Origin of the sequence: Ideonella flava, assembly GCF_051857595.1 — a bacterium.
Classification (GTDB): domain Bacteria; phylum Pseudomonadota; class Gammaproteobacteria; order Burkholderiales; family Burkholderiaceae_C; genus Ideonella.
In genome coordinates, this window is record NZ_JBPZHD010000002.1 from 550512 (window position 1) to 577293 (window position 26782).

Below are 26782 nucleotides of genomic sequence, written 5' to 3' on the forward strand. Positions count from 1 at the left end.
GCAGGCTCACTTCAGCGCGTCTTGCAGCAGCGTGGCGTCCACACCCTTGGCCGCGTCGGCGGTGCCTTCGATCAGCTTGTGTTCGTTCAGGAAGCTGGCGATGGTGGGGGCCACGGCGACCAGGGACTTGGCGTTCTTGGCATCGAAGGCGGCCTTGTTGGCCGCAGCGTCGAAGAAGGCGGTTCCGGGCAGGAAGACCTTGTACTCGTCGGGCTTCATGCTCACCACCTTGGCCATGATCGGCGCGGCCTCGTCGGGCTTGCTGCGGATGAAGGCCTCGGCCTCGAACCAGGCCTTGATCATGCCGACCAGGTCTTTGCGCTTGTCCTTGATCGCCTTGTCTTGTGCGACCAGCAGGTCGGGCACCAGGCCGGGCATGTCTTTCGAGGTGAAGAGCGCGCGGCCTTTGCCGCTTTGCTGGATCTGGTTGACCCATGGGTTCCACACCACGGCGGCATCCACACGCCCGGCGAGGAAGGCGGCGGCGGCGTCGCCCGCGGGCAGGTTGACGATCTTCACGTCGCTCGGCTTCATGCCGTTCTGGGTGAGCGCGATGGCCAGCACGAAGTGCGACACGCTGTACTGTTCCAGGGCCACGCTCTTGCCCTTGAGCGCTGCAATGTTCTTGATCTTGGAGTTGACCATCAGCGCGTCGTTGCCCGCGGAGTTGTCGTTCACCAGCACCGCCTTGATCGGGATGCCCTTGGCGAGCGGGCCCAGGGTGTCAGACCAGGTTTGCGAGTTGGCGTCAAGCTGGCCCGACGACAGCGCCGAGATCGAGTCGGTGTAGTTGGCGAACCAGACCAGCTTCACGTCCGCGCCGTGCTTCTTGAACATGCCCTTCTGTTCGGCCACGTACCAGGCCACCCAGCCCGGCCAGTCGGACACACCGACCTTGATCTCGGCTTGCGCCAGGCGGGGCGCCAGCAGGGAGGCGGCCAGTGCGACGGCGCCGAAGCAGCGCGCGAGTCGTCCAAGGCTGTGCAGCGACGAAGAGGCAGCAAGAGATGGCATGGAAGCTCCACGGATCGAGGGTTTTGGGGTAAGCACGCAGAGAGGGCGCTTCGAGCGAAGCAACACCTCCCGGGCTTTTGTCCCTCCGTGGAGCCGGGGCCCGAAGGGCCTGCGGCCGGCAGCTCTCGGACCAGACATTGCGTGCACGTCGCAACCGGAACCCTAGCCACCATGAAGAGCGAACGAGTCGCCCTCTCGCAAGGGTTCTAGCAGGAGCTGTGCCAGCGGTTTCAGGCCTTTTCAGGCGGTTCTCAGGCCGGGCGCGCACCAGACGAGCGCGCGGCGCATGGTGTTGAGGCTTGGCGAACGGTCCTGCGCCCCGCCCCGGGTTTCGTCAGGCCACCCCCCGCCCGAACCGGGTGCGGCGCCGCCTGAACGTGAAGCTTGACTGAGGGTCAGGCCGCCTGCAACGCCTGGCCACGTGCAAGCACCCGCGCCGTGCCCAGCCTGCCACCCCAGGTGCGGTCGGGACCTCGGACGTTCTCGACCCCAGCACCTGCGTCTCAATCGCCCCGAGTGGGGCGGCCGGGAGCCGCCGGAGCCCTGGCTGCGCATCACAAAGCGGCGGGGATGGTGGCGACGCGTCCGGCGTTCGGCGTCTCGACCCATCCCCCGCCCATCACCTTGTACAGCGTCACCAGGTTCGTCATCCGCGTCAGCCGGGTGCCGATCAGGTTCTGCTGCGCGGCGTAGAGCGAGCGCTGCGAATCGAGCACGGTGAGGTAGCTGTCGACGCCGCGCGAGTAGCGGGCACGGGACAGCTGGTCGCTCTCGGCGGTGGCATCCACCAGCGATTGCTGCGACTGCAGCTGCTCCTGGATGGTGCCGCGCTGGGCGAGTGCGTCGGACACTTCGCGGAACGCGGTCTGGATCGCCTTCTCGTACTGGGCGACGTCGATGTCGCGGCTGAGGGTGGCGACATCGAGGTTGGCGCGGTTGGCGCCCGCGTCGAACAGGGGCAGCGAGATTTGCGGCATGAAGGTCCAGGCGCCGGAGCCGGCCTTGAACAGGCCCGCGAGGTCCGGGCTGGCCGTGCCGGCGGATGCGGTGAGGCTGATCCGCGGATAGAAGGCCGCGCGGGCCGCGCCGATGTTGGCGCTGGCCGCTTTCAGCTGGTGCTCGGCCTGCAGGATGTCGGGCCGGCGCTTCAGCAGGGCCGAGGGCAGGCCGGCGGGCAGCTCGGGCAGCGTGTTCAGCGAATCGGCCAGCGTCGTTGGCAGCAGTCCGTCGGGCACCGTCGAGCCCACCAGCAGCGCGAGCGCGTTGCGGTCTTGCGCCACCTGGGTGGTGTAGCGGATCGCGTCGACACGGGCGCTGTCGACGCTGGTCTGGGCCTGGCGCAGGGCCAGCTTCGAGGACGTGCCGATCTCGAAGCTGCGCTGGGTGAGCCGGTAGGACTCCCTCTGGCTGGCCAGCGTGCCTTGCGCCAGCGCCAGCCGCTCCTCGTCGGCACCGAGCGTCAGCCAGGCATTGGCCACTTCGGCCACCAGGCTGATCTGCGTGCTGCGTGCCGCCTCCTCGGTGGCGAGGTACTCCTCCAGCGCCTGGGCGTTCAGGCTGCGCACGCGCCCGAAGAAATCGAGCTCGTAGGCACTGATGCCCACGCTGGCGCTGTACTGGCGGCTGATCGATGGCATGCCGGGCGATCGCAGGCCGTCGGCCGTCCGGGTGGCCGTCTGGTTGCCGCCGGCATTCACCGCCGGATAGAGGCCGGCGTCCTGCACACGGTACTGGGCCCGTGCCTTCTCGATGTTGAGCGCGGCCACGCGAAGGTCGCGGTTGTTGGCCAGGGCCAGCCCCACCACCTGCTGCAGGCGCTGGTCGGCGAAGAACTCGCGCCAGCCGATGTCGGCGGCTTGGGTCTTGCCCGCCACGGCGGTCGGTGCAGGGGCGGGGTAGGCGGCAGGCACCGGCATCGCCGGCCGCTCGTAGGCGGGCATCAGGCTGCAGCCGCTCAGCACGGCGGCGCAGGCCAGGGTGATCCAGGTCAGGCGGGTCATGTCAGTGGCCTTCCAGAGAAAGAGGGGCAACAGCGGTCGGTCCGGCATCCGCAGCCTTCTTGTCGGACAGGCGGCGCACGCTCACGAAGAACAGCGGCACGAAGAAGATCGCCAGCACCGTGCCGGTGACCATGCCGCCCACCACCGCGGTGCCCAGCGCGTTCTGCGCGCCCGCGCCGGCGCCGTGGCCGAGCATCAGTGGCAGCACACCGAGGATGAAGGCCAGCGAGGTCATCAGGATGGGGCGCAGCCGCATGCGGGCCGCGGTGATGGCCGACTCGACCAGGCCCATGCCCTTGGCGTACAGGTCCTTGGCGAACTCCACGATCAGGATCGCGTTCTTCGACGCCAGGCCCACCGTGGTCAGCAGGCCGACCTGGAAGTACACGTCGTTCATCTTCCAGGTCAGCAGCGCACCGGCCAGCGTGCCCAGCACGCCCAGGGGCACCACCATCACCACCGAGAAGGGGATGGACCAGCTCTCGTACAAGGCGGCGAGGCAGAGGAACACCACCAGGATGGACACCGAGTACAGCAGCGCACCATGGCCGCTGGCCTCGCGCTCCTGGCGCGAGACGCCGGTCCACTCGTGGCCGATGCCGGGCGGCAGTTCGGCCACGTGGCGCTCGACCAGGTCCAGCGCCTGTCCGCTGGACAGCGTGCCGGGCAGGCCCATGCCGAGGATCTCGACCGAGGGCACGCCGTTGTAGCGCTCCAGCCGCGGCGAGCCGGAGCTCCAGCGGGCCTGGGCGAAGGCGCTGAAGGGCACCATCGCGCCGCTGCCGTTGCGCACGTACCAGTCGTCGATGTCGGACGGCAGCATGCGGAAGGGCGCATCGGCCTGCATGAAGACCTTCTTCACGCGGCCCTTGTCGATGAAGTCGTTGACGTAGCTACTGCCCCAGGCGGCCGAGAAGGTGGCGTTGACGTCGGCCATGGAAAGCCCCAATGCGCCTGCCTTGTGCGGGTCGACGTCGAGCCGGAACTCGGGTGCGTCCTCCATGCCGTTGGCGCGCACGGCGACGAGGCCGGGCTCCTTCCTCAGCGCGTCCAGCAGCTGGTTGCGGGCCTTCATCAGCGCCTCGTGGCCGAGGTTGGCGCGGTCCTGCAGCATCAGGTCGAAACCCGTCGCGTTGCCCAGCTCCGAGACCGCCGGCGGCGCGAAGGCGAAGACCGTTGCGTCGCGCAGGGTGAGGAAGTGGCGCAGCGCACCGTTCGCCACGGCCTGGGCCTTCAGCTCGGGCCGCGTGCGCTCCGGCCACGGCTTGAGCTTGACGAAGGCGAAGCCGGTGTTCTGGCCGCTGCCGGCAAAGCTGAAGCCGGCCACGGTGAAGATCGCGTCCACCGCGTCCTTCTGGTCGACGAGGAAGTGGTGCTCCACCTCCTCCATCACCCTGAGCGTTCGTTCCTGCGCGGCGCCCGGCGGCAGCTGCACGAGGGTGAACAGCGTCCCCTGGTCTTCATCGGGCAGGAAGCCGGCCGGGACCTTCATGTAGACGAAGCCGACGACGAGCACCAGCACCGCATAGCCGGCCATCCAGCGCCCGCCGCGGCCGAGGATGCTGCGCACGATGCCCTGGTAGCCGCGGTTGCTGCGGTCGAACCAGCGGTTGAAGGCACCGAAGAAGCCGGTGGTGGCCAGGTGGTGGCCCTGGGGCACGGGCTTGAGCAGCGTGGCGCACAGCGCGGGGGTGAGGATCATCGCCACCAGCACCGACAGCGTCATCGCCGAGACGATGGTGACGGTGAACTGGCGGTAGATCACGCCGGTGGAGCCGCCGAAGAAGGCCATGGGCACGAAGACGGCCGCCAGCACCAGGGCCACGCCCACCAGCGCGCCGGTGATCTGCCCCATGGACTTGCGCGTGGCCTCCAGTGGGGGCAAGCCTTCCTCGCTCATCACGCGCTCGACGTTCTCGACCACCACGATGGCGTCGTCCACCAGCAGGCCAATGGCCAGCACCATGGCCAGCATGGTCAGCGTATTGATCGAGTAGCCGAACGCAGCCAGCACGCCGAAGGTGCCGAGCATCACGACAGGCACCGCGATCGTCGGGATCAGCGTGGCGCGGAAGTTCTGCAGGAACAGGTACATCACCGCGAACACCAGCACGATCGCCTCGACCAGCGTCTTGACCACCTCTTCGATCGAGATGCGCACGAAGGGCGTGGTGTCGTACGGCTTGATCACCTTCATGCCGGGCGGGAAAAACTTGCTCAGCTCCTCCAGCCGGGCATCGATGCGGCGGACGGTGTCGAGGGCGTTGGCGCCGGTGGCCAGCTTGATGGCCATGCCCGCCGCCGGCTTGCCGTTGTAGCGGCTGACGGTGGCGTAGCTTTCGCTGCCCAGCTCGATGCGGGCCACGTCGCGCAGGCGCACGGAAGAGCCGTCTGCCTGGGTCTTCAGCAGGATGGCCTCGAACTCCGGCGCGGTCTTCAGCCGCGTCTGGGCGGTGATGGTGGCGTTCAGCTGCTGCTGCGGCACCGAGGGCAGGCCGCCCAGCTGGCCGGCGGAGACCTGGGCGTTCTGCGCCTGGATGGCGTTCTTCACGTCCAGCGGCGTGAGCTTGAAGCTGTCGAGCTTGTTCGGATCCAACCAGACGCGCATCGCATAGGCCGAGCCGAACAGGGTGGTGTCGCCCACGCCCTCGACGCGGCTGATGGCGTCCTGCACGTTGGCTGACACGTAGTCGGCCAGGTCGGCCGCGCCGAGCTGGCCATCCTCGGTCACGAAGGCCAGCACGTTGAGGAAGTTGGTGGCCGCCTTGGCGACCTGCACGCCTTGCTGCTGCACCTCCTGCGGAAGCAGCGGCGTGGCCAGCGAAAGCTTGTTCTGCACCTGCACCTGCGCGGTGTCCGGGTCGGTGCCCTGCTCGAAGGTCAGCGTGATGGTCACGCTGCCTGTCGATTCGCTGGTGGACGAGATGTAGGCCAGGCGGTCCAGGCCTTTCATCTTCTGCTCGATGACCTGGGTCACCGTGTCTTCCAGCGTCCTGGCCGAGGCCCCGGGGTAGGTGGCCGAGATGGCGACGGCCGGCGGCGCGATCGTCGGGTACTGGGCGATCGGCAGGATCCTGATGGCCATGACGCCGGCCAGCATCACGATGATGGCGAGCACCCAGGCGAAGATGGGGCGGTCGATGAAGAAGCGAGCCATGGTGGTGTCCCCGGCTTCGATCAGTTCGCCGCAACGCGCACGGGCGCGCTGGCCGGCGTGGCCGCGAGCGGCACGGGGTTGACCACCTGGCCCGGCCGCGCCTTCTGCTGGCCCGCGACGGCCAGGCGATCGCCGGCCTTCAGCCCGCTGGTGACCAGCCAGTGGTCGCCGATGGCGCGGGCGGTGGTGATGCTGCGCGATTCGAGCTTGCCGTCGGCCGTGACCACGTAAGCCACGGGCTTGCCGGTCGAATCCCGGCTCACGGCCGGCTGCGGCACCAGCAGGGCCTGGTCGTTCACCCCCTCCTCGACGACGGCGCGCACGTACATGCCGGGCAGCAGCACGGCGTCGGGGTTCGGGAACACCGCGCGCAGGGTGATGGCACCGGTGCCCTGGTCGACCGTGACGTCGGAGAACTCGAGCCTGCCCTTGAGCGGATAGGTGCTGCCGTCTTCCAGCAGCAGCTTGACCGGGGCAGCCGTCGCGCCGCTGCTCTTCAGCTCGCCTTGCGACAGCGCGCGCTTGAGCTGCAGGGCCGAGGTGTTCGACTGCGTCACGTCCACGTAGATCGGGTCGAGCTGCTGCACGGTGGAAAGCGTCGTGGCCTGGTTGGCGGTGACGAGTGCGCCCGCTGTCACCGACGACTTGCCGATGCGGCCGGTGATGGGCGAGCTGACCCGCGTGTAGGCCAGGTTGATGCGCGCGGTCTCCAGCGTCGCCTTGGCCGCGGCCACGTCGGCCTCGGCCTGCTGCAGCGAGGCCGAGGCGTCGTCCTGGTCCTGCTGGCTCACGGCCTGGATGGCGGCGAGCTGGTCATAGCGCTCGGACTTGAGCTTCGTCGAGCGCAGGTTCGCTTCCGCCTTCAGCAGGGTGGCGCGGGCGTTGTCGAGGCTGGCCTGGTAGCTGGCGGGGTCGATCTGGTAGAGCGGTTGGCCGGCCTTGACCAGGCTGCCCTCCTGGAATTCGCGCGCCTTGATGAGGCCGGTGACCTGCGGGCGCACTTCGGCGATCTGGTAGGCCACGGTGCGGCCGGGCAGCTCGGTGTCCAGCGCCACGCGCTGGGGCTGCAGCACCACCACCCCCACGCGCGGTGGCCCGTCGAGCTCGGGCGGCGGGCCTCCCGGCGGGCCGCCGCAGGCCGCCAGGAGGGCGGCCGAGATCAGGCTGAGAGCGGTGGTGCCGGTCGTGAGGAGGGAGTGGGCAGGCATGGCGGAGATCCTCGGAGGCTCGTGGCTTAAGTGAACTGACGAGTTCAGTATAAATCTTGACTCCTTGGGTGTGTCAAGCAATAATGAACTCATCGGTTCAAATAATCACGAGATGAGAGTCAAGACCGCAGCCAAGCGCGAGGCCATCCTCGAGGTCGCCTCGCAGGTGTTCCAGGAGATGGGTTTCGAGCGCGCCTCGATGGACGAGATCGCTTCCCGCGTGGGCGGCTCCAAGGTCACGCTCTACGGCTACTTCCCGTCCAAGCAGCAGCTCTTCCTGGAAGTGGCGGAGTACATGGGCGGGCGCCAGCTGGGCCCAGCCTTCGAGGAACTGGCGGCCGGCAGCGAAGACCTGCACCGCGTGCTTCGCCGCTTCGGCGAGAAGTTCCTCGCCTTCGTGAGCACGCCTGAGACGATCGGCACCTACCGCATGATGGTGAGCCAGGCGGGCCAGTCCGACATTGCCAGCCGCTTCCTGGAGCTGGGGCCCAAGAAAGGCGAGCAGCAGCTGGCGGCCTTCCTGCAGGCCGAGATGGAAGGCGGGCGCCTGAAGTCCGCCGACGCGAACATCGCCGCGGCCCACCTGATGGCCCTGATCACCGCCGAGGTCCATCAGCCGCTGCTGATGGGTGCGATGCAGCAGCCCACGCGGAATCAGGTCAGGCAGATCGCCGAGCGGGCGGTGGCCGTGTTCCTGGCGGCCTACGGGCGCTGAGCAGGCGCCCGGCGCGCCCTACATCGGCGCCAGGGTCGGCCGGCATCGGCTCGGCGCGAGCACTCGCTAGCGCTGGTTGCGCGGGCCCTGGTTCTGTTGCGGCAGACGCTCCTCGGACTCGTCGCGCACCGGCGAGGAAACCGCCTTGCCGAGCGACTCCAGCACGCCCTCGTCGCGCACCTCGTCGGGGTCGCCGTAGCCGTAGGGCGAGGCGTCGTTGTCGCCATCGTCAGGGGGCGGATGGCCCTTGGCGGCCCGTTCCCTGTCCGGCCAGTCGGCATCGATGGGGCCATCGACGCGATCCACGCCTTGTTCGATGCCACGCGGGGCCAATTCGTCTTCGGTGCTGGGAACGGCGGTGGAAGGGTTGGAAGATTTTTCGGTGCTCATGGGGGCTCCTTGCTCGAGGCCGATGAGCCCATCATGGGCCGGCGCCTGCCGCCCGTGCACCCGGGGACGACGGGTCTTGGCGTAGGGCGAGCCCTACAGCGGCCCCCGGTTCAACGGCTCGTGCCGGGGGGCACCAGGCCCCGCCGCGGGATCGGCGTGGAGAAGACGATCGAGGTCCGGGTCTCGCCGTAGCTGTTGATGGAGGCGAGGAAGCGCTCCAGGTCCTCCAGGCCACGCGTGACGACGGTCATCAGGTACGAATCCGCCCCGGCAACGTGGTGGCACTCGATCACCTCGGCGGCGCGGCGCAGCTTGTCGAGGAAGGCCTTCTTGCCCGGCTGCAGCACGGTGATGCCGACGATGGCACGCACCGGGTAGCCCGCCTTGTCGGCATCCAGCTCGGCGCTGACGGAGCGCAGGATCCCGGCGTCCTTCAGCCTCTTCAGGCGCTCGGCGGTGGCGGGCACCGAGAGCTCGGCGGCGGCGGCCAGGGCCTTCAGCGGTGCACGGCCATCCTCCTGCAGCGCGAGCAGCAGCTGCCAGGCCCTGGTGTCGAGTTGAAGTGTTTCGGTCATCCCAGCCTCTGGCCTGAAAAATGCGAAGCGAAAGCGATTTTGGCCTCACGACGCGGCTGGCCGCCAGCGCCGGCCCTGCCGAGAATTCCGCCCATGGACGCTTCGACCTCTTCCGCTCTCGTGCTGTTCGGCCAATCGCTGCTGATCGGCTTGTCGATCGCCGCGCCGGTCGGCCAGATCGGCGTGCTGGCCATCCAGCGCACGCTGGATCATGGCCGCGCGGCCGGCCTGGCCACCGGCCTGGGCGCCGCTTTCGCCGATGCGGTCTACGGTGCCGTCGGCGCCTTCGGCGTCACCACCCTGATCACCTGGCTATTGGGCATCAAGGCCTGGCTCGCCGTCTTCGGCGCCGCCTTCCTGCTGTGGCTCGCGTGGCGCATCGCCACCAAGCCGGTGCAGCGGCGCGACGCCGTCCATACGCCGCCGGGGACCCTGCTGCGCTTCGTTTCCACCACCTTCGTGCTGACGCTGTCCAACCCCACCACCATCCTGTCGTTCATGGCGGTGTTCGGGGCGCTGGCCGGTCGCGCGCCGGCCGCGTCGCCCTGGGCGATGGTCTGCGGCGTGCTGGTCGGCTCGGCCCTGTGGTGGCTGATCCTGGCCGGTGTGGTCGGTCTGCTGCGGGACCGGTTCGACGAGCGCTGGCAGCGGGCGGTCAACCTGATGTCGGCAGCCTTGCTCGCCGGGCTCGCGCTGTGGCAGCTGCTGCAGCTGGTCGCCGGCTGAGGCGGGGTCGCCATGCCACGCCACGTGCAGGCCAGCCACCGCATCGTCGTCGATGCGCCGGTGGACCGCTGCTTCATGTTCTTCACGCCGGCGGGCGAGGAGCGGTGGGTCGCGGGCTGGCGGCCGGACTACCTGCATCCCGCCGATGGGCGCACCGAGGCGGGCATGGTGTTCACCACCGGCCAAGGCCAGGAGATGACGATCTGGCTGCTGGCCGACTTCGACCGCAGCGCTCATCGCTCGCGCTACGTGCGTTGCACGCCGGGCTCGCGCACCGGCACGGTAGAGATCCGTTGCCAAGCCTTGGAAGGTGACCGGACCGAAGTCGAGGTGCGCTACACCCTTACCGCCCTCGGTGCCGAGGGCGAGCGCCCGCTCGAAGCCTTCGAAGGCGACGCCTTCGCCGCGATGATCGAAGGATGGGCGCGCGAGATCGAAGCGCGCCGTGGCGAATTGCTCGCCGCCGTCATCCCCTGACGGGCGATCACAGGTCCACGGGCGCGCCCGGCGCCTGCGCCAGGTTCATCTCGCGCCGCTTCATCGCCAGGTACTCCTGCCACGGCAGCTCGTGCAGCTGCTGGGGGTAGAGCTCGGTGGCGGAGAACCAGTGCTTCAGCCGCTGCTCGGCCTGCTGCGGGGCCGGCACCCCGAGCGTGTCGAGGAAGGCGTCGATGGCCAGGAAGTAGCGCATGGTGTTGCGCTCGGCGATGCCCTGCATGCCCTTGACGTACTGCGGGCTCCCGTCGCCGTCGCGGCCCACCACGGTGAATCCGACCTTGTGGCGGCCGGCGGTCGCCAGGTAGGCCTGGGTGGCCAGCCGCGCCGCCAGGCCGTTGGCATAGGAATACGAGAGATGGATGAAGCTGTGGCCCTTGTCCAGCGGCACGGCCTGCAGCGTCAGCCGGTAGTCGCGGGTGCCGAAGGGGCCTTCGTCGGCCTTCATCTGCACCGCCAGGTAGTCGGGCTGCGACACGAGCACGCGGTAGCTGAAGTCCACCGGAAAGGCGTCCTTGGCCGGCTGCTCGGCCTTGCGGCCGATGGCCACGTGCAGCGTCTCCTCCGGGGCGCGGCCGCTGGGCACGCACCGCTTCACGTTGAACTGCAGCAGCAGCATGTCGCACCAGTGATCCGCCGCCTGCAGCGCGCCTGAGAGTGTCGGAAAGCCGTGGTCGACGATCGAATAGACGTCGCCATGTGGTGCGTCGCTGGAGTTGTTGGCCTGCAGCAGCAAGGGCCGCTTGAACGGGCTGGCGGCCAGCGCCGGTTGCAGGCTCGCATGGCGTGCGTGGAGCGTCTGTGCATCCTGCGCCTGGGCGCTGGCGGGGACCAGTGCGCCCGCCATGCCGGCCGCCAGGGCCAGACCCTGGAGGAAGGCGATGAACCGTGGCTGTGTCATGTCGGACCCTCGATGCTCGGTGCTGCTCCAGCATAGGCAGGCGCATGGCCACCTACGGTCGGCCGCCGGCTTTCCTGCCTGTCGGACAAGGCCTCGGCGCCAAGGTTCCGCAGGCATGGCCGCGGCAGGAGAATCGGCGTGATGAACGACGCAGACGCCATCATCATCGGGGCCGGCATCGCGGGGGCCTCGGTGGCTTTCTTCCTGGCCGGACAAGGGACTCGCGTGCTGGTGATCGAGCGCGAGGCCCAGCCCGGCATGCACTCCACCGGCCGCTCGGCGGCGATGTTCTGCGAGGGCTACGGCTCGGCACAGGTGCAGGCGCTGACGCGCGCCAGCCGCTCCTTCCTGGCCGCGCCGCCGCCCGGATTCGCCCAGGCGGCCCTTTTGCGGCAGCGCGGCATGCTGACCCTGGGCACCGCGGCGCAGGCGGATGCCCTGCGGGGCCAGTACGAGGAACTGCGCCGCTTCGTGCCGCAGGCGCGCCTGCTCGATGGCGCGCAGGCTCAGGCCATGGTGCCAGTGCTGCAACCCGCCGCGGCGCAGGCCGGGCTGTTCGACCCCGGTGCCGCCGACATCGAGGTGCACGAGCTTCACCAGGGCTACTTGCGCGGACTGCGCGCGCGAGGCGGCCGGGTGCTGTTCGACGTCCGGTTGGAGGCGATCGAGCGCCGGTCTGGCGGCGGCTGGGAGTTGTCGGCGGGCGAGCAGCGCTTTCGCGCGCCGCTGGTGCTGAACGCGGCGGGTGCCTGGGTCGACCAGGTCGCCGCGATGGCCGGCGTGGCGCCTATCGGCATCCAGCCCCGTCGGCGCTCGGCCTTCCTCTTTCCCGCGCCGGCGGACGTCGCCACGGCCGACTGGCCGCTCGTGATCGGCGCCGACGAGGATTTCTACTTCAAGCCCGATGCCGGCGTGCTGCTCGGCTCCCCTGCCAACGCCGACCCGGTCGAGCCGCAGGACGTTCAGCCCGAAGAACTCGACATTGCGCTGGGCATCCACCGCATAGAGGAGGCGACGACCCTGCGCATCCGGCGGCCCAGCCACACCTGGGCCGGTCTGCGTTCCTTCGTGGCCGATGGCGACCTGGTCGGTGGCTTCGCGCCCGATGCGCCGGGCTTCTTCTGGGTGGCGGCGCAAGGCGGCTATGGCATCCAGACCAGTCCTGCCATGGGCGAGGCCTGCGCGGCGCTGGCGCTGGGCCGCCCGCTGCCGGCGGCGCTGCAGGACCAGGGGCTGGACGAGGCGATGCTGTCGCCGCGGCGCCTGTTTCCCTCCGCGCAGGAGTGAGTTCGCCCGGAGGGCCGCGCCGGGGCCAGGCGGCGGCGGATGATCGCTCCACCCCACGGCGCGAGGAGTCTCGCCATGCAAGCCGCCTACTACGAACGCACCGGCCCGGCGGCCGAGGTCCTGCAACTCGGCGAATGCCAGGATCCCCAACCGGGTCCCGGCGAGGTGCGGGTGCGCCTGCGCTGGTCGGGTGTCAACCCGGCCGATGTCAAGGCTCGGGCCGGGCTGCGCTCGTCGGTGATGGCCTTCCCGCGGATCGTGCCGCACAGCGACGGCATGGGGCTGATCGATGCGGTGGGCGAGGGCGTGCCGGCCGAGCGCCTCGGTGAGCGGGTCTGGGTCTGGAACGGGGCCTGGGGACGGGCATTCGGCACGGCGGCGCAGTACATCGCCCTTCCGGCCACCCAGGCGGTGCCGCTGCCGGCCGGCGTCCCGGATGAAGCTGGTGCCTGCTTCGGTATCCCGGCGCTGACAGCCTTGCATGCATGCCTGGCGCATGGTGGCGTGGCGGGCCGTTCGGTGCTGGTGCACGGCGGAGCGGGCGCGGTCGGTCACTATGCGGTGCAGTTTGCGCGGGCGCTCGGTGCGTGCCAGGTGCTGGCTACGGTGAGCAGCCCGGCCAAGGCGGCGCTGGCCGAGGCAGCCGGGGCCGATGTGCTGATCGACTACCGGCGCGAGGACGTGGCCCAGCGGGTTCGCCAGGCCACCCGCGGAGCTGGAGTGGATCGCATCGTCGAGGTCGACGTGGCTGCCAACGGCAAGCTCGACGCCGAGCTGCTGGGCCCGGGAGGCGAGGTGATGGTGTACGGCAGTGGTGCGCCCCAGTTCGAGCTGCCCTTCTATCCGATGATCCTGAAGAACGCCACGCTGCGCTGCTTCATCGTCTTCAACCTGACGCCGACGGCTCGCCGGCTCGCGGTGGACACGCTCACCGGACTGCTCTGCCGGGGCTTGCTGCGGCATCAGGTCGCCGAACGGCTGCCGCTGTCGGAGATCGCGCGGGCGCACGAACTCATCGAGCGCGGCGAGGCGCTCGGCAACGTGGTGTTGGCGATGGCCTGAGCGGCGTCTTCACGCCCCCGACTGATCGCCGGCCGCGGCGCCGGCTCCCAGGTAATCCTTGACCTTGTCGATGCGCGGCCCGACGGCCTTGACGGCCTGCTGGAGCGCCTCGTCGGTGGTGCCCAGCGCCTTGCTCCAGCGCTCGATGGCGGCCGGCGAACTCAGGTCGACCTGGGCTGTGGATTGAGGGTCTTCGGCGGCTTGGGTGGCGGTGTTCATGCCGGTGGACCGGCAAGGTGCGTTCCCAGGGCGCCGAGGGGTGCCCCGGCATGTCGTTTGCTGCCCAGCCCCATCCGGCGGCCCCGAGACGATGACCGCCTCCGACTCCTCCGGCGCGGTTGCTGGCGGAGGCTTTTCTTGCCGTCGCCTGGGGGCGCGGGAAGGCTTGACTGGAGCACTGAGCGAAGCATGAACGACCACGTCACCACCTTGCGTCCGGTCGCATCCGGCACGGTTCGGATCACGACCGGCCGGGTTCGTCTCGAGGCCGACCTGTGCGTCCCCGAGGGCGCTCACGGCCTGGTGGTGTTCGTCCACGGCAGCGGCAGCAGCCGGCTCAGCCCCCGCAATCGCCAGGTCGCGTCCCGAATGAATGCCGCCGGCCTGGGCACGCTCCTGACCGACCTGCTGACCCGGGACGAAGAATCCGTCGACCTGGACACCGGGGCCTTGCGCTTCGATATCGCGCTGTTGGCGCAACGCCTGATCGGCATCATCGACTGGCTGCAATCCAACGAGGCGACGGCCGGCCTGTCGCTCAGCCTTTTCGGTGCCAGCACCGGCGCTGCCGCGGCGCTGGTGGCCGCTTCGCGCCGGGCTGTCGCGGTGCGTTCTATCGTCTCGCGCGGCGGCCGCCCCGACCTGGCCGCCCACGCGCTGGGGGAGGTCGAGGCACCGACGCTGCTCATCGTCGGCGGCGAAGACGCCCAGGTGATCCTCCACAACCGCCGCGCCATGGCCCTGCTGGGGGGCGAAAAGGAACTCGTCATCATCCCCGGCGCGACCCACCTGTTCGAGGAGCCCGGCGCCCTCGACACTGTCTCGACGCTGGCCCGCGACTGGGTCCTGCGCCACCTGCCGGCTCGGGGCGAGGTGGCTTGCTGAATGGGTTGGGTCGAGGTCTTGTGAGACGCGGCCGATGGCTCACGAGCCCGACCGCCCTCAACGTTCGCGGCGACGCTGGGCGGACAACTCCAGGGCCTCGTCCAGCGCGTGGCCCAGGGCCGTGAGGTCCAGCGGCTTGGTGAGGTAGCGGAAGAAGCCGGCGGCCAGGCCCTTCTCGACAGCATCGGGCATGGCGTTGGCGCTGATCGCGATCACCGGGATGTGGGCGGTGCGCGGGTCCTTGCGCAGCAGGACCTGCGCTTCGGTGCCGCTCAGGACGGGCATGTTGTTGTCCATCAGGATCACGTCGGGCTGCTGCTGGCGGGCCAGGTCCACGCCGCTCTGGCCGTCGCCGGCGGTGAGCAGCCGCACTTCGGGCCGGGTGGACAGCAGGGCGTGGATGAGGTCGACGCTGGCCGGGTTGTCTTCCACGCAGAGCACGGTGGTGGGCTTGCCCGGCGCCTGGGGTGGCCTTTCATCGGGGCCGCCGGCCAACAGGGCCTGCGGCACGGTGATTGCGTCGTCGGCGGGCACCGCCGGCAGGTCGACCCAGAAGACGCTGCCCGCGCCCGGCGTGCTGCTCACGCCCAGCGTGCCGCCCATCATCTGCACCAGGCGTCGCGTGACCACCAGGCCGATGCCGGTGCCCTCTTGCGGGCCGCCCTCCTGGCCCAGGCGGTTGAAGGGCTGGAACAGGGCTTTCAGCTGGTCGGGGCGCATGCCGATGCCGGTGTCCTGCACCGACAGGCGCAGCTTGTCGGGCGGCATGGGGATGATGTCGACCACCACCGACCCGGCTTCGCGGTTGTACTTGACGGCGTTCGACAGCAGGTTCAGCAGCACCTGCTTGATCCGGGTGCGGTCGGCGCTCACCTGGGCGAGGCCGGCGTCGGGGAACAGCAGGCGGATGCCGCGCCGCTCGGCCGATGGCTGGATCAGCGAGTGGCATTCCTCCAGCACCTCGGCCAGGCGGATCGGCTCGATCGACAGCGTCATCTTGCCGGCCTCGATCTGCGCGAGGTTGAGGATGTCGTTGATGAGGCTCAGCAGGTGGTGGCCCGCCTTGACGATGTGCTCGAGGAAGGCCTTGTAGCGCTCCGGCGGCAGCGTGGCCAGGTCGGACACCGACAGCATCTGGCCGAAGCCGATGATGGCGTTGAGCGGCGTCCGCAGCTCGTGGCTCATGTTCGACAGGAATTCCGACTTGGCGCGGTTGGCCGCCTCGGCCGCGTGCGAGGCGAGGGCCAGTTCGGCGTTGGAGCGCTCGAGCGCGGCGGTGCGCTCGCTCACGCGCTGCTCCAGCTGCTCGTTCAGGCGGATCACGTCCTGCTGCGCGGCGCGGCGCTCCTCCACCTCGCGGGCCTTGTCCTGGTTGGAGATCTCCAGTTCGGCGGTGCGGCGCTGGACCTCGCTCATCAGGTCGTTGAAGGCCTCGACCAGGGCGCCGAGCTCGCCATCGTCGTGCTGCTCGACGCGGCGCGAGTAATCCTGCCGCTCGACGACCTCGCGTGCGGCCGCGCCCACCGCGAACACCGGCCGCAGCACCAGCCGGGCCAGGCGGCGCGACAGCAGCGCCGCGATCAGCATCGTCAGGCCGGCGACGAACAGGCCGATGACCGCATAGTTGAGCAGCCGGTCGTAGATCTCGTAGTCGGCCTGCAGGTAGACGGTGCCCAGGATCTCGCCGTGTTCGATGATGCGGCGCAGGACCACCAGACGCCGGCCCTCGACAATCGCTCCTTCGCTGCCCGGCAATGGCGGGAAGTCGTCCGTCGCGCCTTCGGCCAGGTAGCGGGCGAACACCGCGCCTCGCGTGGTGTAGATGGCGGCGGCACGCACCTTGGGCTGCAGGCGCAGCATGCCGAGGTTCTCTTTCGCGACGCGGACATCGTCGAAGGCGAGGGCCGGCGCGACGGTGCGTGCCACCAGCGCGGCCTGCGCATCCACGTCGGCCAGCCAGCTCTTGTGGTAGGCCCGCAGGTCGTAGGCCACCATCGCGCCCAGCGCCAGCAGCACCGCGCCCAGCGTCATCAGCAGGATCGCGAGCAGCACCTTGCGGCGCAGGGAGCCGCCACGCACGCGCCGGCTCATGGCGCCCCCCCGTTGACCTGGCGCGCGACGCCGAGCAGGCGGGCGCTGACGCGAAGGTGGTTGCGCTCGGCCGCCGCGGGCCAGACATCGAACTTGACCTTGTCGTCGACCACGACGAAGTTCACCATGCTGCCGCCGGGCGTCGCTGCGTCCTGCTCCGTCACGACGAGCACCGGCTGGTCCTTCAAGGCCGCCAGCGCCTCCGCCAGGCGCCCCGCATGCGTGCGGGCGACGAAGAGGATGTTCAAGCCTTGCGCAGCCTCCATGCGCTCGACGCGGCGCACCGTGATGGGCCGTCCGTTCACCGCCTGCCCGGCGGCCGCGGCCGCGACGGCGTCCACGACGGGCGCATGGCCCAGCACGCCTATGACGAAGCTGGCGTCGGCGGTGGTCCACGCCGTGTCGGGCCAGTCGACGTAGTTGCCGAACTTGCACAGGAACGCCGCCTTGATCCGGTACTCGGCGTCTTCGGCGCCCCAGCTGCGCTGCATCGAGCTGGACAGCATCAGCGCGAACAGCGCGGCCCAGCGAAGCGCCTGCCACGCCTGCGCTGAAGCCGCCGGCCGGCTGCGGGTGGTGAGGACGTGGAGCGGCGGCTGGTCCATGGGTGCTTGGGTCAGAACCGCCAGGCGGCCTCTATGCCCCACGCGCGGCGCACCTGGGTGCGGGTGGACACTTCGGTGAATTCGCCGTGTCCGCCGCCCAGGAGGTTGCGTCCGGTCAGCGCCAGGTCCAGCCCGGGCCGCGGCCGCCAGCCCACTCGCACGTCCAGGGTGGTGTAGGCCGGCACGTCCGGTGCCGTCAGCGCGCCGGTGTGGCGCAGGGCCAGGTCCAGCTCGACGGCACCGGGCAGGTCGAAGGCGTTGCGCAGGATCCACCAGTCCGGCGGGTTGGCGCCCTGCGCAGCGGCGAGGCCGGGGACGTCGACGCTGCCGGGCTCCAGGCGCAGGTCCTGCCAGAGCCGGCTGTAGCCGGCATGCATGCGCCAGTAGGGTGCGAGCTGCGCGCTGCCCCACAGCTCGACGCCATTCGTGCGGCCGCGCATGCCGTTGGCGAAGTACGCGTAGGGCACGGAAAAGTCGATCTCCTGCGTCCGCAGGCGCTCGTACTCGGCATGCCACAGCGTGGCCGAGACACTGGTTCCGGGCGCCGGCTGCCCGCGGTAGCCGAGCTCGAAGACCCTGGCGATCTCGGACTGGAAGCCCGGGCCGCCTCGCAGCAGGAAAGGCGGCTCGCCGGGCACGAAGGTGTCGTGGTCCAGGCGCGAAGGCGCGCGCACGGTGCGCGTGGCAGCGGCCCACAGCAGCTGCTGTGGCGCCCACTTCCAGGCCAGGCGCAGCGTGGGCAGGAACTCGGTCCCGGTGTAGTCGTTGTGCTCGGCGCGGGCGCCGATGGTCAGGTGCAGCGATTCGCCCAGGCTCAGCTCGTCCTGCGCGAACAGGCTGGCCCAGTCCTGCACCAGGCGGGCCGGCAGGAAGGCCACGTAGGGGCTGTTGTCCACGTGGTCCCACGCGCGCCGGACCTGCAGGCCCCAGACCGGGGCGTGGTCGCCCAGTCCGCCTATCGCGTGCTGCAGCTGCAGGTCGACGGTCGTCAGGCGGTCGGCGAAGGTCGGCACCACTTCGCGTTGTGTGTGGTCGACATAGGCCTGAAGCTGCAGGTTGCCGCCCTGGGCCAGCGGCTGCTCCCAGCGGCCCAACATATGCGCGCCCGACACGGTGATGGGCCCGAGCTCGAAGGCGACGCCGGTGGAAATGGTGCCCGGTGGCGGCTGGCCATAGCGGCCACGGTAGACGTCGGCTTGGAGCGTGAATCGCGCGCCTTCCCGGGCTCCGTCGGCGCGAAAGCCGACCTGCGTCAGGTGGCCCGCGTCGTCCTTGGCCTCGCCGGACTGGATCTCGCTGTGCTTGTCGTCCTGGCGCGTGGCGTAGAGCCGCCAGGCGATGTCATCGTGGGCACGGCCATGGCGTGCCGCCACGCGAGTGCCAGTCTCGCCGGCCTGGGTCGACAGCAGCGAGCCATCACTGGCCCTGGCGTCGCGGGTGATCACGTTAATGACGCCGTTGACCGCGTTGACACCCCACAGGGTGCTGCCGGGCCCGCTGATGACCTCTATCCGTTCGATGTCCTCGAGCATCACCTCCTGCACGTCCCAGAACACGCCGGAGAAGAGCGGCGAGTAGACCGATCGCCCGTCGATCAGGACCAGCAGCTTGTTGGCCGACGAGCTGGCGAAGCCGCGCGCGGTCACCGTGTAGTCGGCTGCGCTCATCTGGGCCACGTGCAGGTTGGGGGCCAGGCGCAGCGCCTCCACCAGGCGAGTGGCGCCGGAGCGGCGGATGTCGTCCGCGGTGATCACGTAGACGGAGGTGGGCGCGTCGGACAACCGCTCCGTTCGCTTCGACACGGAGGTGATCTCGATGTTGCTCAGCTCCTCGAGGCTGAGCGCCGCCAGGGAGCGGTCCGGCGCCGCGTGCGAGATCGCTGCGGTGAACGCTGCCGCGGCGACGGTCAAGCCAAGACGCTGTCTGCGCCCAACGCGCATACGGGGACCCTGCTGCTGTTGTTCGGTGGCGCAGTTCACACTGCGCTGCACCGATGCTACGCCGACGGCGCGAACAGCGTCCAGTGCGACACGGGCGGGAACGAGACGTTTCCGTTCTTGCGGCGCGGCACGTGTGCAAACACGTGCCGCGCGGTCAAAGGTGACCTTCCCGGTCATGGCCGGCATGGCCGGCCGCGGGCTCAGCGTTGTGCCGTCTGAGCCTGCTCGCGACAGGCTGGGGGTGCGTGCTTGGCCGCCAGGCCTTCGCCGGGCTCGCAGGTCCAGCTCACGTGGCCCGCATCGTCGGTGCCCGGGCTGAAGACCAGTTCGCCGTGGGGCGTGGAGACGCTCAGCACCATGTGCTCCGCATCCAGCTGAAGGGTCAGCTGACCGGCCAGCTGCGAAGGGACGCCGGCTTGATCCAGCGACTCGGGGATGGCGTGGTGCTGCTCGTAGTAGCGGCCCAGGGCCATGCGCGCGCCTTCGGTCGCGCTGTAGGCCTGCACCATCTTCGCGCGCACCGTGTAGTCCTGGTAGGCAGGCAACGCCACGGCCGCCAGCACGCCGACGATGTAGACGGTGACCAGGAAGCCGAAGCCCGCACCTAGCCGCCCGGCATAGGGCACGAAGGCGGCGAACACGTAGGCCAGCGGGTTGCGGCCGGGCATGGGGGACGATGTGCTCGACACCCGGGCGGCGCGCTTGGTGAGCCACGGATAGCCGGCGGTCAACTCATGGAACGACATCCAGAAGCCCGAGGACTCGCGGGCCTGCCTCAGGTAGGCGCCGACGTCGATCTTCTCCCAGCGTGACGGGCCCGCCGACAGCGCGGCCAACGCCTGTACGGCGCCGTCCGGCGAGCTGCTGCACGCCAGGCCGTGGCGATCGCAGGTGGATTCGCGCGCACGCGAGTAGGCCGCGCCCAGCAGCGGCAGCCACAGCACCGGCCAGCGCAACAGGTGGCCCTGCAGGTGCTTCATGCGCAGGTGGCCCAGCTCGTGGCCGATGTAGAAGCGCACGCCGTCGGCATGTTTGTCCATCGCGTCGACCACGTCGGACATGAGCACCACGAACTGCGCGCCCAGGAACTTGGTCGCGAAGGCATTGAGGCCGCCGTTGCCGTTGAGCACATAGGCCCGCGGGCGGCTCTTCATGCCCAGCCGATCGCAGCAGGCCACGAACTGGGCATGCAGGTCGGGGAACTGCGCTTCGGACAACTCCACCCCGTTGCCCTTGATGTGGGCGATCAGCGCCGACCGGGCGAACAGGTACAGCACGAAGCCCACGGCCAGCACCAGCAGGGCCACGCCGAAGGTGCCCACGACCAGGCCCAACCAGACCAGCACGCCCAGGACGAGCGTGATCGCGCCGAGCGTGCGCTCGCGCGGATAGACAAGTTCACTCAAGAAAGCCTCCCTCGGTCGATGAAAGAATTTTGAAGCGGCGAAGGTTAGCCGCTGCGGGAGCCGGCACCCCGGCCGGACAACCCGCGGCAGCGTCCTTCGCTCAGCATTTCGTGGAGAAGTCGACGATCGCTACCAGCCCAGGCCGTAGTAGTCGTAGACGGTGCGGCCGTAGTCCTCGCTGTGGTCGGGCGTCTTGTCGGCCGCGTAGCGCGGCGCCTTGTCGAGCTGGCCGGCGTCCAGCGGGACGACGTAGCCGTCCTTCTCGGTGTCGTAGGTCAGCAGGTTCCAGGGCACGGGATAGCGGTCGGTCCCCATGCCCAGGAAGCCCCCGAACTCGAGGGTGGCGTAGCGGACCTGCCCGGAGCGCTTGTCGACCACGATCTCATCGATCGAGCCGAGCTTCTCGCCGTCCGGGTTGTAGACGGCAGTGCCTTCGACGCGCTTGGACGAAATGACGGGGTTGCTCATCGCGGATCTCCTGCGGCGACCGGCGCAAGGGCGACGTGCCCCGCGTTCGCGGCGCCATGCCCTGTTGTCGCGCAGACCGCACGCAGGCGACATCGGACGCGGGCACGCCGGCTTGTAGGAGGATGCGGTCAGCCGAGCTCGACCCACACGGGAGCGTGGTCGCTCGCCTTCTCGACGCCACGCATCTCGCGGTCCACGCCGGCGGCCTTCAGGCGCTTCGCCGCCGCGGGGTTGAGCAGCAGGAAGTCGATGCGCAAGCCGGCGTTGCGCGGCCAGCGCTGGCGGAAGTAGTCCCAGAAGGTGTACATCGGCTGGCCGGGATGCAGCTTGCCGATGGCGTCCGTCCAGCCCTGGGCGAGCAGGGTGCGCCAGGCTGCGCGGGACTCGGGCTGGAGCAGCGCGTCGTCGAGCCAGGATCTGGGGTTGTAGATGTCGGCCAGCTCGTTGGTGGGCACGACGTTGAAGTCACCCGCCAGGATCACCGGCTCGGGCAGCTTGATGAGTTCGGCCGCCCGGCGATGCAGCCGCTCGAACCACGCGAGCTTGTAGTCGAACTTGGGACCCGGCTGGGGATTGCCGTTGGGCAGGTACAGGCAGGCCACCAGGATGCCTTCGACCGCCGCTTCCAGGTAGCGGCTCTGCACATCCTTGCCATCGCCAGGCAGGCCGCGCAGGACCTCCAGTGGCGTGCCTTCTCGCGCCAGGATGGCCACGCCGTTGTAGGCCTTCTCGCCTATCCAGAGGGCGCCGTAGCCGGCCTCCTCCAGCGCCGCGGCGGGAAAGGTCGCCTGCGAGGTCTTGATCTCCTGCAGGCAGACCACGTCGGGCGCGGCTTCGGCCAGCCAGGACTTCAGCACCGGCAGCCGGCCGTTCACGCCGTTGATGTTCCAGGTGGCGATCTTCATGCGCTTCTCCTTCGGGTCAAGGTAGCACGATGGCTTGCGCGAGGTGGGCGTAGACCGCAGAGATGCGGCGCAGATGGCGGGCTTCGGGATGGGTCAGCAGCCACAGCTCGGTCTCGGCATCCTCGAGCGGCTCGCTCAGGCGCCGCAGGTCCGTGCGCCCCTGCGCCAGGAACAGCGGCAGGATGCCGACTCCCAGGCCGAGAGCGACGCATTCGGCGACGGTGATGATGCTGTTGACGCGCAGTTGGGGCACGGCCTTGGGATGGTGGCGCTTGCGCCAGGTCACCGAGGGGTGCTCGGGCAGGGCATCGTCCACCGCGACCCAGTGGGCGCGACCGGCATCGACATCCGCGAGGCTGCGCGGCCCGCCGCGTTTGGCGCCGTACAGCGCGACGCGGAGCACGCCGAGCTGTTTGCCCACGAGATGCTGAGGCGGTCGCTTGGTGGCGCGCACGGCGATGTCCGCATCGCGCCGCGTCAGGCTCGCCAGCTCGTTGCCGGCGTGCAGCTCGTAGGCTAGAAGCGGATGCTGCTGCTGCAGGCCCTTGAGCGCCGGCGCGACGAGGCCATGGAGCACGCTGTCGGTGGTGGTCAGTCGCACGGTGCCGGCCACTTGCGCTGGCTGGGTCGCGATGGCCGAGCGCGCGCCCTCGATGGCCGCCTCGATCTGCTCGGCCTGCGCGGCCAGGGCCAGCGAGAGTTCGTTCGGCAGGTAGCCGGCGCGGGAGCGCTCGAACAAGAGCTGGCCCAGGCCACGCTCCACGCGCTGCAGGGTTCGGAACACCGTGGAGGCATCGACCCCCAGTCGCTCGCCCGCGGCTGCCAGCGTGCCGCCACGCGCCAGGGCCAGCACCGTCTCGAGATCGGCGGCTCCGATTTCGTATTGCGTTCGTGCATTCATGGTGTGCCGAGCTGCCAATTTTCATTTCAACATTGCAATCCTACAGTTCGCCTGCCCCATCCACCAGGAGACCTTCGATGAACACCTCGCCCTCGGATTCCACCCGCCTCGGGATCGCCCTGCTGCGCGTCAGCCTGGGCACGATGTGGATCTCGCACGCGCTGCTCAAGCTGCTCGTGTTCAGCCTGCCGGGGACGGCGGCGTACTTCTCTTCCATCGGGTTTCCCGGCTGGCTGGCATACCCCGTGTTCGCCGCCGAGATCGCCGGCGGTGCCGCTCTGGTGCTGGGCGTGTATGCGCGCCAGGTGGCGCTCGGCCTGGTGCCGATCATGGCCGTCGCGGCCTGGGTCCATGCGCCCAACGGCTGGGTGCACACCAGCGCCGGCGGCGGCTGGGAGTACCCGGCGTTCCTGATCGCCGCCTCGCTGGCGCTGTGGCTGCTGGGCGATGGCGCCGCGGCAGTGCGGCGCAGCACCCGATTCACCTGGACGCCGGCGCTGGACCTCCGCTGATCCCTCCCTCCCTTTTCTTCCACCGACCACTTCCAAGGAGTCACCATGAAGCTCTTCTACGCCCCCGGCGCCTGCTCGCTGGCCGTCCACATCGCCCTGCGCGAACTCGGCCTTTCCTTTGAAACCGTGAAGGTCGACCTCGCGACGCACACCACGGCCGATGGCCGCGATTACTTCGACATCTCGCCGCGCGGCTATGTGCCCATGCTGGAACTCGACGACGGCTCGCGCCACACCGAGGCCGGCGCGTTGCTGCAGTACCTGGCTGACCAGGGGCCCGGCCGCGCGCTGATCGGCGAGCCGGGCACGGCGCGGCGGCTTTCGGTCACAGAGTGGGTGACCTTCGTCGGCACCGAACTGCACAAGACCTTCAGCCCCTGGCTGTGGCACAAGGAAACCGCGGACTCGACCCGCCAGGCCGTGCGCGACAAGCTCGCCACGCGCTTTGCCGAGCTCGATGCGCGGCTCGCGCCACAGGACTACCTGGCCGGCGAATTCAGCATCGCGGATGTGTACGCCTTCACCATCGTCAACTGGTCGAACTTCCTCGGCATCTCGCTGAAGGCCTGGCCGCACCTGCAGGCGTACCTGGCCCGCGTGGCGGCGCGGCCTGCGGTGAAGGGGGCGCTCGTCGCTGAAGGCCTGGCGACGTAGTCACGCGCTGAGCCTGCCAAGAGGCGGCGCATGAGAGGCTTCGACAGGCTCAGCCCGAACGGACTGTGGTGCTCATTCCGAACGAACCCACCCCGTTCACCCTGAGCTTGTCGAAGGGCCGCGCAAAAGAGGCTTCGACAGGCTCAGCCCGAACGGAAGTGTGGTGCTCATCCCGAACGAACCCCCACCCCGTTCACCCTGAGCTTGTCGAAGGGCCGCGCAAAAGAGGCTTCGACAGGCTCAGCCCGAACGGAAGTGTGGTGCTCATCCCGAACGAACCCTACCCCGTTCACCCTGAGCTTGTCGAAGGGCCGCGCAAAAGAGGCTTCGACAGGCTCAGCCCGAACGGAGTGTGGTGCTCATCCCGAACGAACCCCCGCCCCGTTCACCCTGAGCTTGTCGAAGGGCCGCGCAAAAGAGGCTTCGACAGGCTCAGCCCGAACGGGAGTGTGGTGCTCAGCCCGAACGAACCCCCACCCCGTTCACCCTGAGCTTGTCGAAGGGCCGCGCAAAAGAGGCTTCGACAGGCTCAGCCCGAACGGGAGTGCGGTGCTCAGCCCGAACGAACCTCGCTCCGTTCACCCTGAGCCTGTCGAAGGGCCCTTGCGCACACACGCGGCTTCGACAAGCTCAGCCTGAATGGGTGTGTAGTGCTCAGCCCGAACGGGAGTGTGGCGCTCACCCCGAACGGCGTGTGGTGCCGGAACAGTGATCCGACACGCCCCCGACCCGTCAACGTCAGTGCCGATGCCCCGGCGCCTGCCAGTGGCGGAACTCCTCCACCGGGATGGGACGGCTGATGCAGTAGCCCTGGGCCATGTCGCAGCCGAGCGCGGCCAGGCGGTCGAAGGTGGGCTGGTCTTCCACTCCCTCGGCGATCACGCTGAGGTCGAGGTTGTGGGCCAGCTCGATGGTGGAGCGCACGATGGTCGCCGCATCCTTGTTGCGCGTCATGTCGGTGACGAAGGAGCGGTCGATCTTGATCGAGTCCACCGGCAGCTGGCGCAAATAGGACAGCGACGAGTAGCCGGTGCCGTAGTCGTCGATGGTCAGCGAGACGTTCAGGCGCTTGAGCCGGTTCAGCGTCTCCAGCGCGCCGGCCGGATCCTCCATCAGCGCGCTCTCGGTGAGTTCGAAGTCGATCCAGCCCGGCTGCGCGCCCCAGGTGGCCAGGGCGCCGCCGATGCGGTCCAGCAGGCGGGGGTCGCGCAGGTCTCGCACCGAGAGATTGACCGACAAGGGCTGGTGCATCCCATGCTCGCGCCAGGCGTAGCACTGGCGCAGCGCGGCATCGAGCACCCAGTAGGTCAGTGGCGTGATCAGGCCGGTGCTTTCGGCCAGACGGATGAAATCCCCGGGGTTGATCAGGCCCTGCCTGGGATGCTCCCAGCGCACCAGGGCCTCGGCGCCGCAGAGCGCGCCGGTGACCATGTTGAGCTTGGGCTGGCAGTACAGCTGCAACTCGTTGCGCTCGATGGCGCCGCGCAGGTCGCCCATCAGGGCGATGCGCTGCGCGCACTCGGTATCCAGCCCGCCGCGGAACAGCGACACGCTGCTGCCGGCGCGCCGTGCCTGGCCCAGCGCGATGCCAGCGCGGCGCATCAGCGAATCCGCGTCGGTGCCATGGCCCGGGAACAGGCTGATGCCCACGGCAGAGCGCGAATCCAGCAGCAGGCCGGAGACGTCCATCGGCTCGGCCAGGGCCAGCAGCACACGCTGCGCGAGCTGCGTCGCCACTTCGGCGCCGGCCCGCGGGAGCACCAGGCCGAACTCGCCTTCCGCCAGGCGGGCCAGGCGCTCCCGCTCGACGCCCGGCACCTGGGCCAGCCGCTGGGCGGCCGCCGTCACGAAGGCGTCGGCCTGCTGGTCGCCCAGGGCCTCGTTGATCTCGCGCAGGCGCTCCAGCTCGATGCGCAGCAAGGCGACCGGCCGGCGTTCGTCCTTGGCGACCGCGATGTCCTCGGCCAGTTGCTCGCGCAGCCGCACGCGGTTGGCCAGCCCGGTCGCAGCGTCCTGGTAGGCCATGCGCCGGATCGTCTCTTCGGCGGCTGCGGCCCGGGCGCGCATGCGCAAGGTCGCCATGCCGAAGGCGAGGTCCTCGGCGGCGTCCTCGAGCGGCATGCGCTCTTCCTCGTCGAAGGCGTCGGGCTCGGGCGCGCCTATGGTCAGCGCGCCGGTGACCTGGCCATCCACGCGCAGGGGCAGGGACAGCAGCGAGCCTATGCCCTGCCGCACCGAGAACTCGCGCCAGAAGCTGGGGAAGGAATCCTGCCGGACATCGTTGACCACCCAGGGCTCGCCGGTGCGGATGGCGGTGCCGGTGGCGCTGTGGCCTTCTTCGCTGTCGGCCCAGGTCAGCGACTTGAACTCGCCCTGGCCCTGCTCGAACCCCAGCTGGGCCAGCGTGGTGATGCTGCGCGCTTCGTCGTGCTCGGCGCGCACGACCATGGCGGCGCGGTAGCCGGCCACCTCGACGATCACCCGGCAGATCTCGTGCAGAAGGGTGGGTTCATCGTCGGCGCGCAGCAGCGCGCGGTTGGCCGCGCTGAGCGTGCGCAGGGCGCGGCCCAGGCGTTCCAGCTCGCGCGGCTTGGTGCGATGCGGCGTCATGGCGGCCCCCGGGGTAGCGTTCTGCCCAGTATAGGCAGCGCCGCCCGGGCCGCCAG

The 26782-nt window shown here is 69.6% G+C and carries 24 protein-coding genes and 1 riboswitch; of the genes, 8 read left to right on the plus strand and 16 right to left on the minus strand.

Going from position 1 to position 26782, the window contains the following annotated elements; translation table 11 throughout:
* Nucleotides 1-6 precede the first annotated feature (6 nt).
* The 4 genes from ACS5PM_RS06230 to ACS5PM_RS06245 form a co-directional block, all read right to left on the minus strand.
* The gene (locus ACS5PM_RS06230; protein WP_439386606.1) at nt 7-1014 is read right to left on the minus strand and encodes an ABC transporter substrate-binding protein; all 1008 of its coding nucleotides are present in this window, start codon (nt 1012-1014) and stop codon (nt 7-9) included.
* Between the two features lie 64 nt (nt 1015-1078).
* A riboswitch (guanidine-I (ykkC/yxkD leader) is annotated at nt 1079-1191 on the minus strand.
* A 377-nt stretch (nt 1192-1568) separates the two neighbouring features.
* Nucleotides 1569-3014, minus strand: a complete 1446-nt coding sequence (gene adeC, locus ACS5PM_RS06235) for an AdeC/AdeK/OprM family multidrug efflux complex outer membrane factor (RefSeq protein WP_439386608.1) — start codon at nt 3012-3014, stop codon at nt 1569-1571.
* Between the two features lies 1 nt (nt 3015).
* Nucleotides 3016-6171, minus strand: a complete 3156-nt coding sequence (locus ACS5PM_RS06240; protein WP_439386610.1) for an efflux RND transporter permease subunit — start codon at nt 6169-6171, stop codon at nt 3016-3018.
* Nucleotides 6172-6191: 20 nt separating this feature from the next.
* The gene (locus tag ACS5PM_RS06245) at nt 6192-7379 is read right to left on the minus strand and encodes an efflux RND transporter periplasmic adaptor subunit (protein ID WP_439386612.1); all 1188 of its coding nucleotides are present in this window, start codon (nt 7377-7379) and stop codon (nt 6192-6194) included.
* A 112-nt stretch (nt 7380-7491) separates the two neighbouring features.
* Here ACS5PM_RS06245 and ACS5PM_RS06250 point away from each other — a divergent pair, with 112 nt between their 5' ends.
* Complete coding sequence (locus ACS5PM_RS06250; RefSeq protein ID WP_439386614.1) at nt 7492-8094, plus strand: TetR/AcrR family transcriptional regulator; 603 nt, start codon at nt 7492-7494, stop codon at nt 8092-8094.
* Between the two features lie 66 nt (nt 8095-8160).
* Here the strand turns inward: ACS5PM_RS06250 and ACS5PM_RS06255 are convergent, their stop codons facing one another.
* Nucleotides 8161-8484 (minus strand): hypothetical protein, encoded by a 324-nt coding sequence (locus ACS5PM_RS06255; protein ID WP_439386616.1) that lies wholly within the window; start codon nt 8482-8484, stop codon nt 8161-8163.
* 110 nt (nt 8485-8594) lie between these two features.
* Nucleotides 8595-9059 (minus strand): Lrp/AsnC family transcriptional regulator, encoded by a 465-nt coding sequence (locus tag ACS5PM_RS06260; protein ID WP_439386618.1) that lies wholly within the window; start codon nt 9057-9059, stop codon nt 8595-8597.
* Between the two features lie 93 nt (nt 9060-9152).
* On the opposite strand from ACS5PM_RS06260, the gene ACS5PM_RS06265 reads away from it, so the two are divergent.
* Nucleotides 9153-9785, plus strand: a complete 633-nt coding sequence (locus ACS5PM_RS06265; RefSeq protein WP_439386621.1) for a LysE/ArgO family amino acid transporter — start codon at nt 9153-9155, stop codon at nt 9783-9785.
* 12 nt (nt 9786-9797) lie between these two features.
* The gene (locus ACS5PM_RS06270; RefSeq protein WP_439386623.1) at nt 9798-10262 is read left to right on the plus strand and encodes an SRPBCC family protein; all 465 of its coding nucleotides are present in this window, start codon (nt 9798-9800) and stop codon (nt 10260-10262) included.
* Nucleotides 10263-10269: 7 nt separating this feature from the next.
* On the opposite strand, the gene ACS5PM_RS06275 is transcribed toward ACS5PM_RS06270, so the two are convergent.
* On the minus strand, nt 10270-11181 hold the full coding sequence (locus tag ACS5PM_RS06275; RefSeq protein WP_439386625.1) for a hypothetical protein: 912 nt from the start codon (nt 11179-11181) through the stop codon (nt 10270-10272).
* Nucleotides 11182-11322: 141 nt separating this feature from the next.
* Between ACS5PM_RS06275 and ACS5PM_RS06280 the strand changes: the two genes are divergently transcribed.
* Nucleotides 11323-12468 carry an NAD(P)/FAD-dependent oxidoreductase gene (locus ACS5PM_RS06280; protein WP_439386627.1) on the plus strand — a complete coding sequence of 382 codons (1146 nt, stop codon included), beginning with the start codon at nt 11323-11325 and terminating at the stop codon, nt 12466-12468.
* A gap of 75 nt (nt 12469-12543) precedes the next feature.
* Nucleotides 12544-13530: an NADPH:quinone reductase gene (locus ACS5PM_RS06285; protein WP_439386629.1), complete on the plus strand. Its 987-nt coding sequence runs from the start codon at nt 12544-12546 to the stop codon at nt 13528-13530.
* A 9-nt stretch (nt 13531-13539) separates the two neighbouring features.
* Here ACS5PM_RS06285 and ACS5PM_RS06290 read toward each other — a convergent pair whose 3' ends face one another.
* The gene (locus ACS5PM_RS06290; protein WP_439386631.1) at nt 13540-13749 is read right to left on the minus strand and encodes a DUF3606 domain-containing protein; all 210 of its coding nucleotides are present in this window, start codon (nt 13747-13749) and stop codon (nt 13540-13542) included.
* A 189-nt stretch (nt 13750-13938) separates the two neighbouring features.
* Here ACS5PM_RS06290 and ACS5PM_RS06295 point away from each other — a divergent pair, with 189 nt between their 5' ends.
* Complete coding sequence (locus ACS5PM_RS06295) at nt 13939-14634, plus strand: dienelactone hydrolase family protein (RefSeq protein ID WP_439386633.1); 696 nt, start codon at nt 13939-13941, stop codon at nt 14632-14634.
* Nucleotides 14635-14691: 57 nt separating this feature from the next.
* Here ACS5PM_RS06295 and ACS5PM_RS06300 read toward each other — a convergent pair whose 3' ends face one another.
* From ACS5PM_RS06300 to ACS5PM_RS06330, 7 genes are all read right to left on the minus strand, one after another.
* The gene (locus ACS5PM_RS06300; RefSeq protein WP_439386635.1) at nt 14692-16725 is read right to left on the minus strand and encodes a sensor histidine kinase, YfiR-like protein-associated; all 2034 of its coding nucleotides are present in this window, start codon (nt 16723-16725) and stop codon (nt 14692-14694) included.
* Entirely contained in the window at nt 16722-17330 is a 609-nt protein-coding gene (locus ACS5PM_RS06305; protein WP_439386637.1) for a TOL_0243 family YfiR-like periplasmic protein, read from the minus strand. Before ACS5PM_RS06305 ends, ACS5PM_RS06300 begins: the two co-directional genes overlap by 4 nt.
* Nucleotides 17331-17341: 11 nt before the next feature.
* Entirely contained in the window at nt 17342-19240 is a 1899-nt protein-coding gene (locus ACS5PM_RS06310; protein WP_439386639.1) for a TOL_0244 family TonB-dependent receptor, read from the minus strand.
* Between the two features lie 230 nt (nt 19241-19470).
* The gene (locus ACS5PM_RS06315; RefSeq protein ID WP_439386641.1) at nt 19471-20676 is read right to left on the minus strand and encodes a M48 family metalloprotease; all 1206 of its coding nucleotides are present in this window, start codon (nt 20674-20676) and stop codon (nt 19471-19473) included.
* Nucleotides 20677-20805: 129 nt separating this feature from the next.
* Nucleotides 20806-21144 (minus strand): PRC-barrel domain-containing protein, encoded by a 339-nt coding sequence (locus tag ACS5PM_RS06320; RefSeq protein WP_439386643.1) that lies wholly within the window; start codon nt 21142-21144, stop codon nt 20806-20808.
* A 128-nt stretch (nt 21145-21272) separates the two neighbouring features.
* Nucleotides 21273-22049: an exodeoxyribonuclease III gene (xth, locus tag ACS5PM_RS06325; RefSeq protein ID WP_439386645.1), complete on the minus strand. Its 777-nt coding sequence runs from the start codon at nt 22047-22049 to the stop codon at nt 21273-21275.
* 16 nt (nt 22050-22065) lie between these two features.
* On the minus strand, nt 22066-22950 hold the full coding sequence (locus ACS5PM_RS06330) for a LysR family transcriptional regulator (RefSeq protein ID WP_439386647.1): 885 nt from the start codon (nt 22948-22950) through the stop codon (nt 22066-22068).
* A gap of 77 nt (nt 22951-23027) precedes the next feature.
* Here ACS5PM_RS06330 and ACS5PM_RS06335 point away from each other — a divergent pair, with 77 nt between their 5' ends.
* The gene (locus ACS5PM_RS06335; RefSeq protein WP_439386650.1) at nt 23028-23462 is read left to right on the plus strand and encodes a DoxX family protein; all 435 of its coding nucleotides are present in this window, start codon (nt 23028-23030) and stop codon (nt 23460-23462) included.
* Nucleotides 23463-23507: 45 nt separating this feature from the next.
* On the plus strand, nt 23508-24116 hold the full coding sequence (gstA, locus tag ACS5PM_RS06340) for a glutathione transferase GstA (RefSeq protein ID WP_439386652.1): 609 nt from the start codon (nt 23508-23510) through the stop codon (nt 24114-24116).
* A 738-nt stretch (nt 24117-24854) separates the two neighbouring features.
* Here the strand turns inward: gstA and ACS5PM_RS06345 are convergent.
* Nucleotides 24855-26726, minus strand: a complete 1872-nt coding sequence (locus ACS5PM_RS06345; protein ID WP_439386654.1) for a putative bifunctional diguanylate cyclase/phosphodiesterase — start codon at nt 26724-26726, stop codon at nt 24855-24857.
* Between the last annotated feature and the right edge of the window lie 56 nt (nt 26727-26782).

Coding starts and splice junctions, on each gene's coding strand:
- ACS5PM_RS06240 (WP_439386610.1), bottom strand. CDS start 6,171: ATGGCTCGCTTCTTCATCGACCGCCCCATCTTCGCCTGGGTGCTCGCC.
- ACS5PM_RS06335 (WP_439386650.1), top strand. CDS start 23,028: ATGAACACCTCGCCCTCGGATTCCACCCGCCTCGGGATCGCCCTGCTG.
- ACS5PM_RS06245 (WP_439386612.1), bottom strand. CDS start 7,379: ATGCCTGCCCACTCCCTCCTCACGACCGGCACCACCGCTCTCAGCCTG.
- ACS5PM_RS06260 (WP_439386618.1), bottom strand. CDS start 9,059: ATGACCGAAACACTTCAACTCGACACCAGGGCCTGGCAGCTGCTGCTC.
- ACS5PM_RS06255 (WP_439386616.1), bottom strand. CDS start 8,484: ATGAGCACCGAAAAATCTTCCAACCCTTCCACCGCCGTTCCCAGCACC.
- ACS5PM_RS06295 (WP_439386633.1), top strand. CDS start 13,939: ATGAACGACCACGTCACCACCTTGCGTCCGGTCGCATCCGGCACGGTT.
- ACS5PM_RS06290 (WP_439386631.1), bottom strand. CDS start 13,749: ATGAACACCGCCACCCAAGCCGCCGAAGACCCTCAATCCACAGCCCAG.
- ACS5PM_RS06305 (WP_439386637.1), bottom strand. CDS start 17,330: ATGGACCAGCCGCCGCTCCACGTCCTCACCACCCGCAGCCGGCCGGCG.
- gstA (WP_439386652.1), top strand. CDS start 23,508: ATGAAGCTCTTCTACGCCCCCGGCGCCTGCTCGCTGGCCGTCCACATC.
- ACS5PM_RS06345 (WP_439386654.1), bottom strand. CDS start 26,726: ATGACGCCGCATCGCACCAAGCCGCGCGAGCTGGAACGCCTGGGCCGC.
- ACS5PM_RS06275 (WP_439386625.1), bottom strand. CDS start 11,181: ATGACACAGCCACGGTTCATCGCCTTCCTCCAGGGTCTGGCCCTGGCG.
- ACS5PM_RS06320 (WP_439386643.1), bottom strand. CDS start 21,144: ATGAGCAACCCCGTCATTTCGTCCAAGCGCGTCGAAGGCACTGCCGTC.
- ACS5PM_RS06280 (WP_439386627.1), top strand. CDS start 11,323: ATGAACGACGCAGACGCCATCATCATCGGGGCCGGCATCGCGGGGGCC.
- ACS5PM_RS06250 (WP_439386614.1), top strand. CDS start 7,492: ATGAGAGTCAAGACCGCAGCCAAGCGCGAGGCCATCCTCGAGGTCGCC.
- xth (WP_439386645.1), bottom strand. CDS start 22,049: ATGAAGATCGCCACCTGGAACATCAACGGCGTGAACGGCCGGCTGCCG.
- ACS5PM_RS06265 (WP_439386621.1), top strand. CDS start 9,153: ATGGACGCTTCGACCTCTTCCGCTCTCGTGCTGTTCGGCCAATCGCTG.
- ACS5PM_RS06230 (WP_439386606.1), bottom strand. CDS start 1,014: ATGCCATCTCTTGCTGCCTCTTCGTCGCTGCACAGCCTTGGACGACTC.
- adeC (WP_439386608.1), bottom strand. CDS start 3,014: ATGACCCGCCTGACCTGGATCACCCTGGCCTGCGCCGCCGTGCTGAGC.
- ACS5PM_RS06285 (WP_439386629.1), top strand. CDS start 12,544: ATGCAAGCCGCCTACTACGAACGCACCGGCCCGGCGGCCGAGGTCCTG.
- ACS5PM_RS06330 (WP_439386647.1), bottom strand. CDS start 22,950: ATGAATGCACGAACGCAATACGAAATCGGAGCCGCCGATCTCGAGACG.
- ACS5PM_RS06270 (WP_439386623.1), top strand. CDS start 9,798: ATGCCACGCCACGTGCAGGCCAGCCACCGCATCGTCGTCGATGCGCCG.
- ACS5PM_RS06300 (WP_439386635.1), bottom strand. CDS start 16,725: ATGAGCCGGCGCGTGCGTGGCGGCTCCCTGCGCCGCAAGGTGCTGCTC.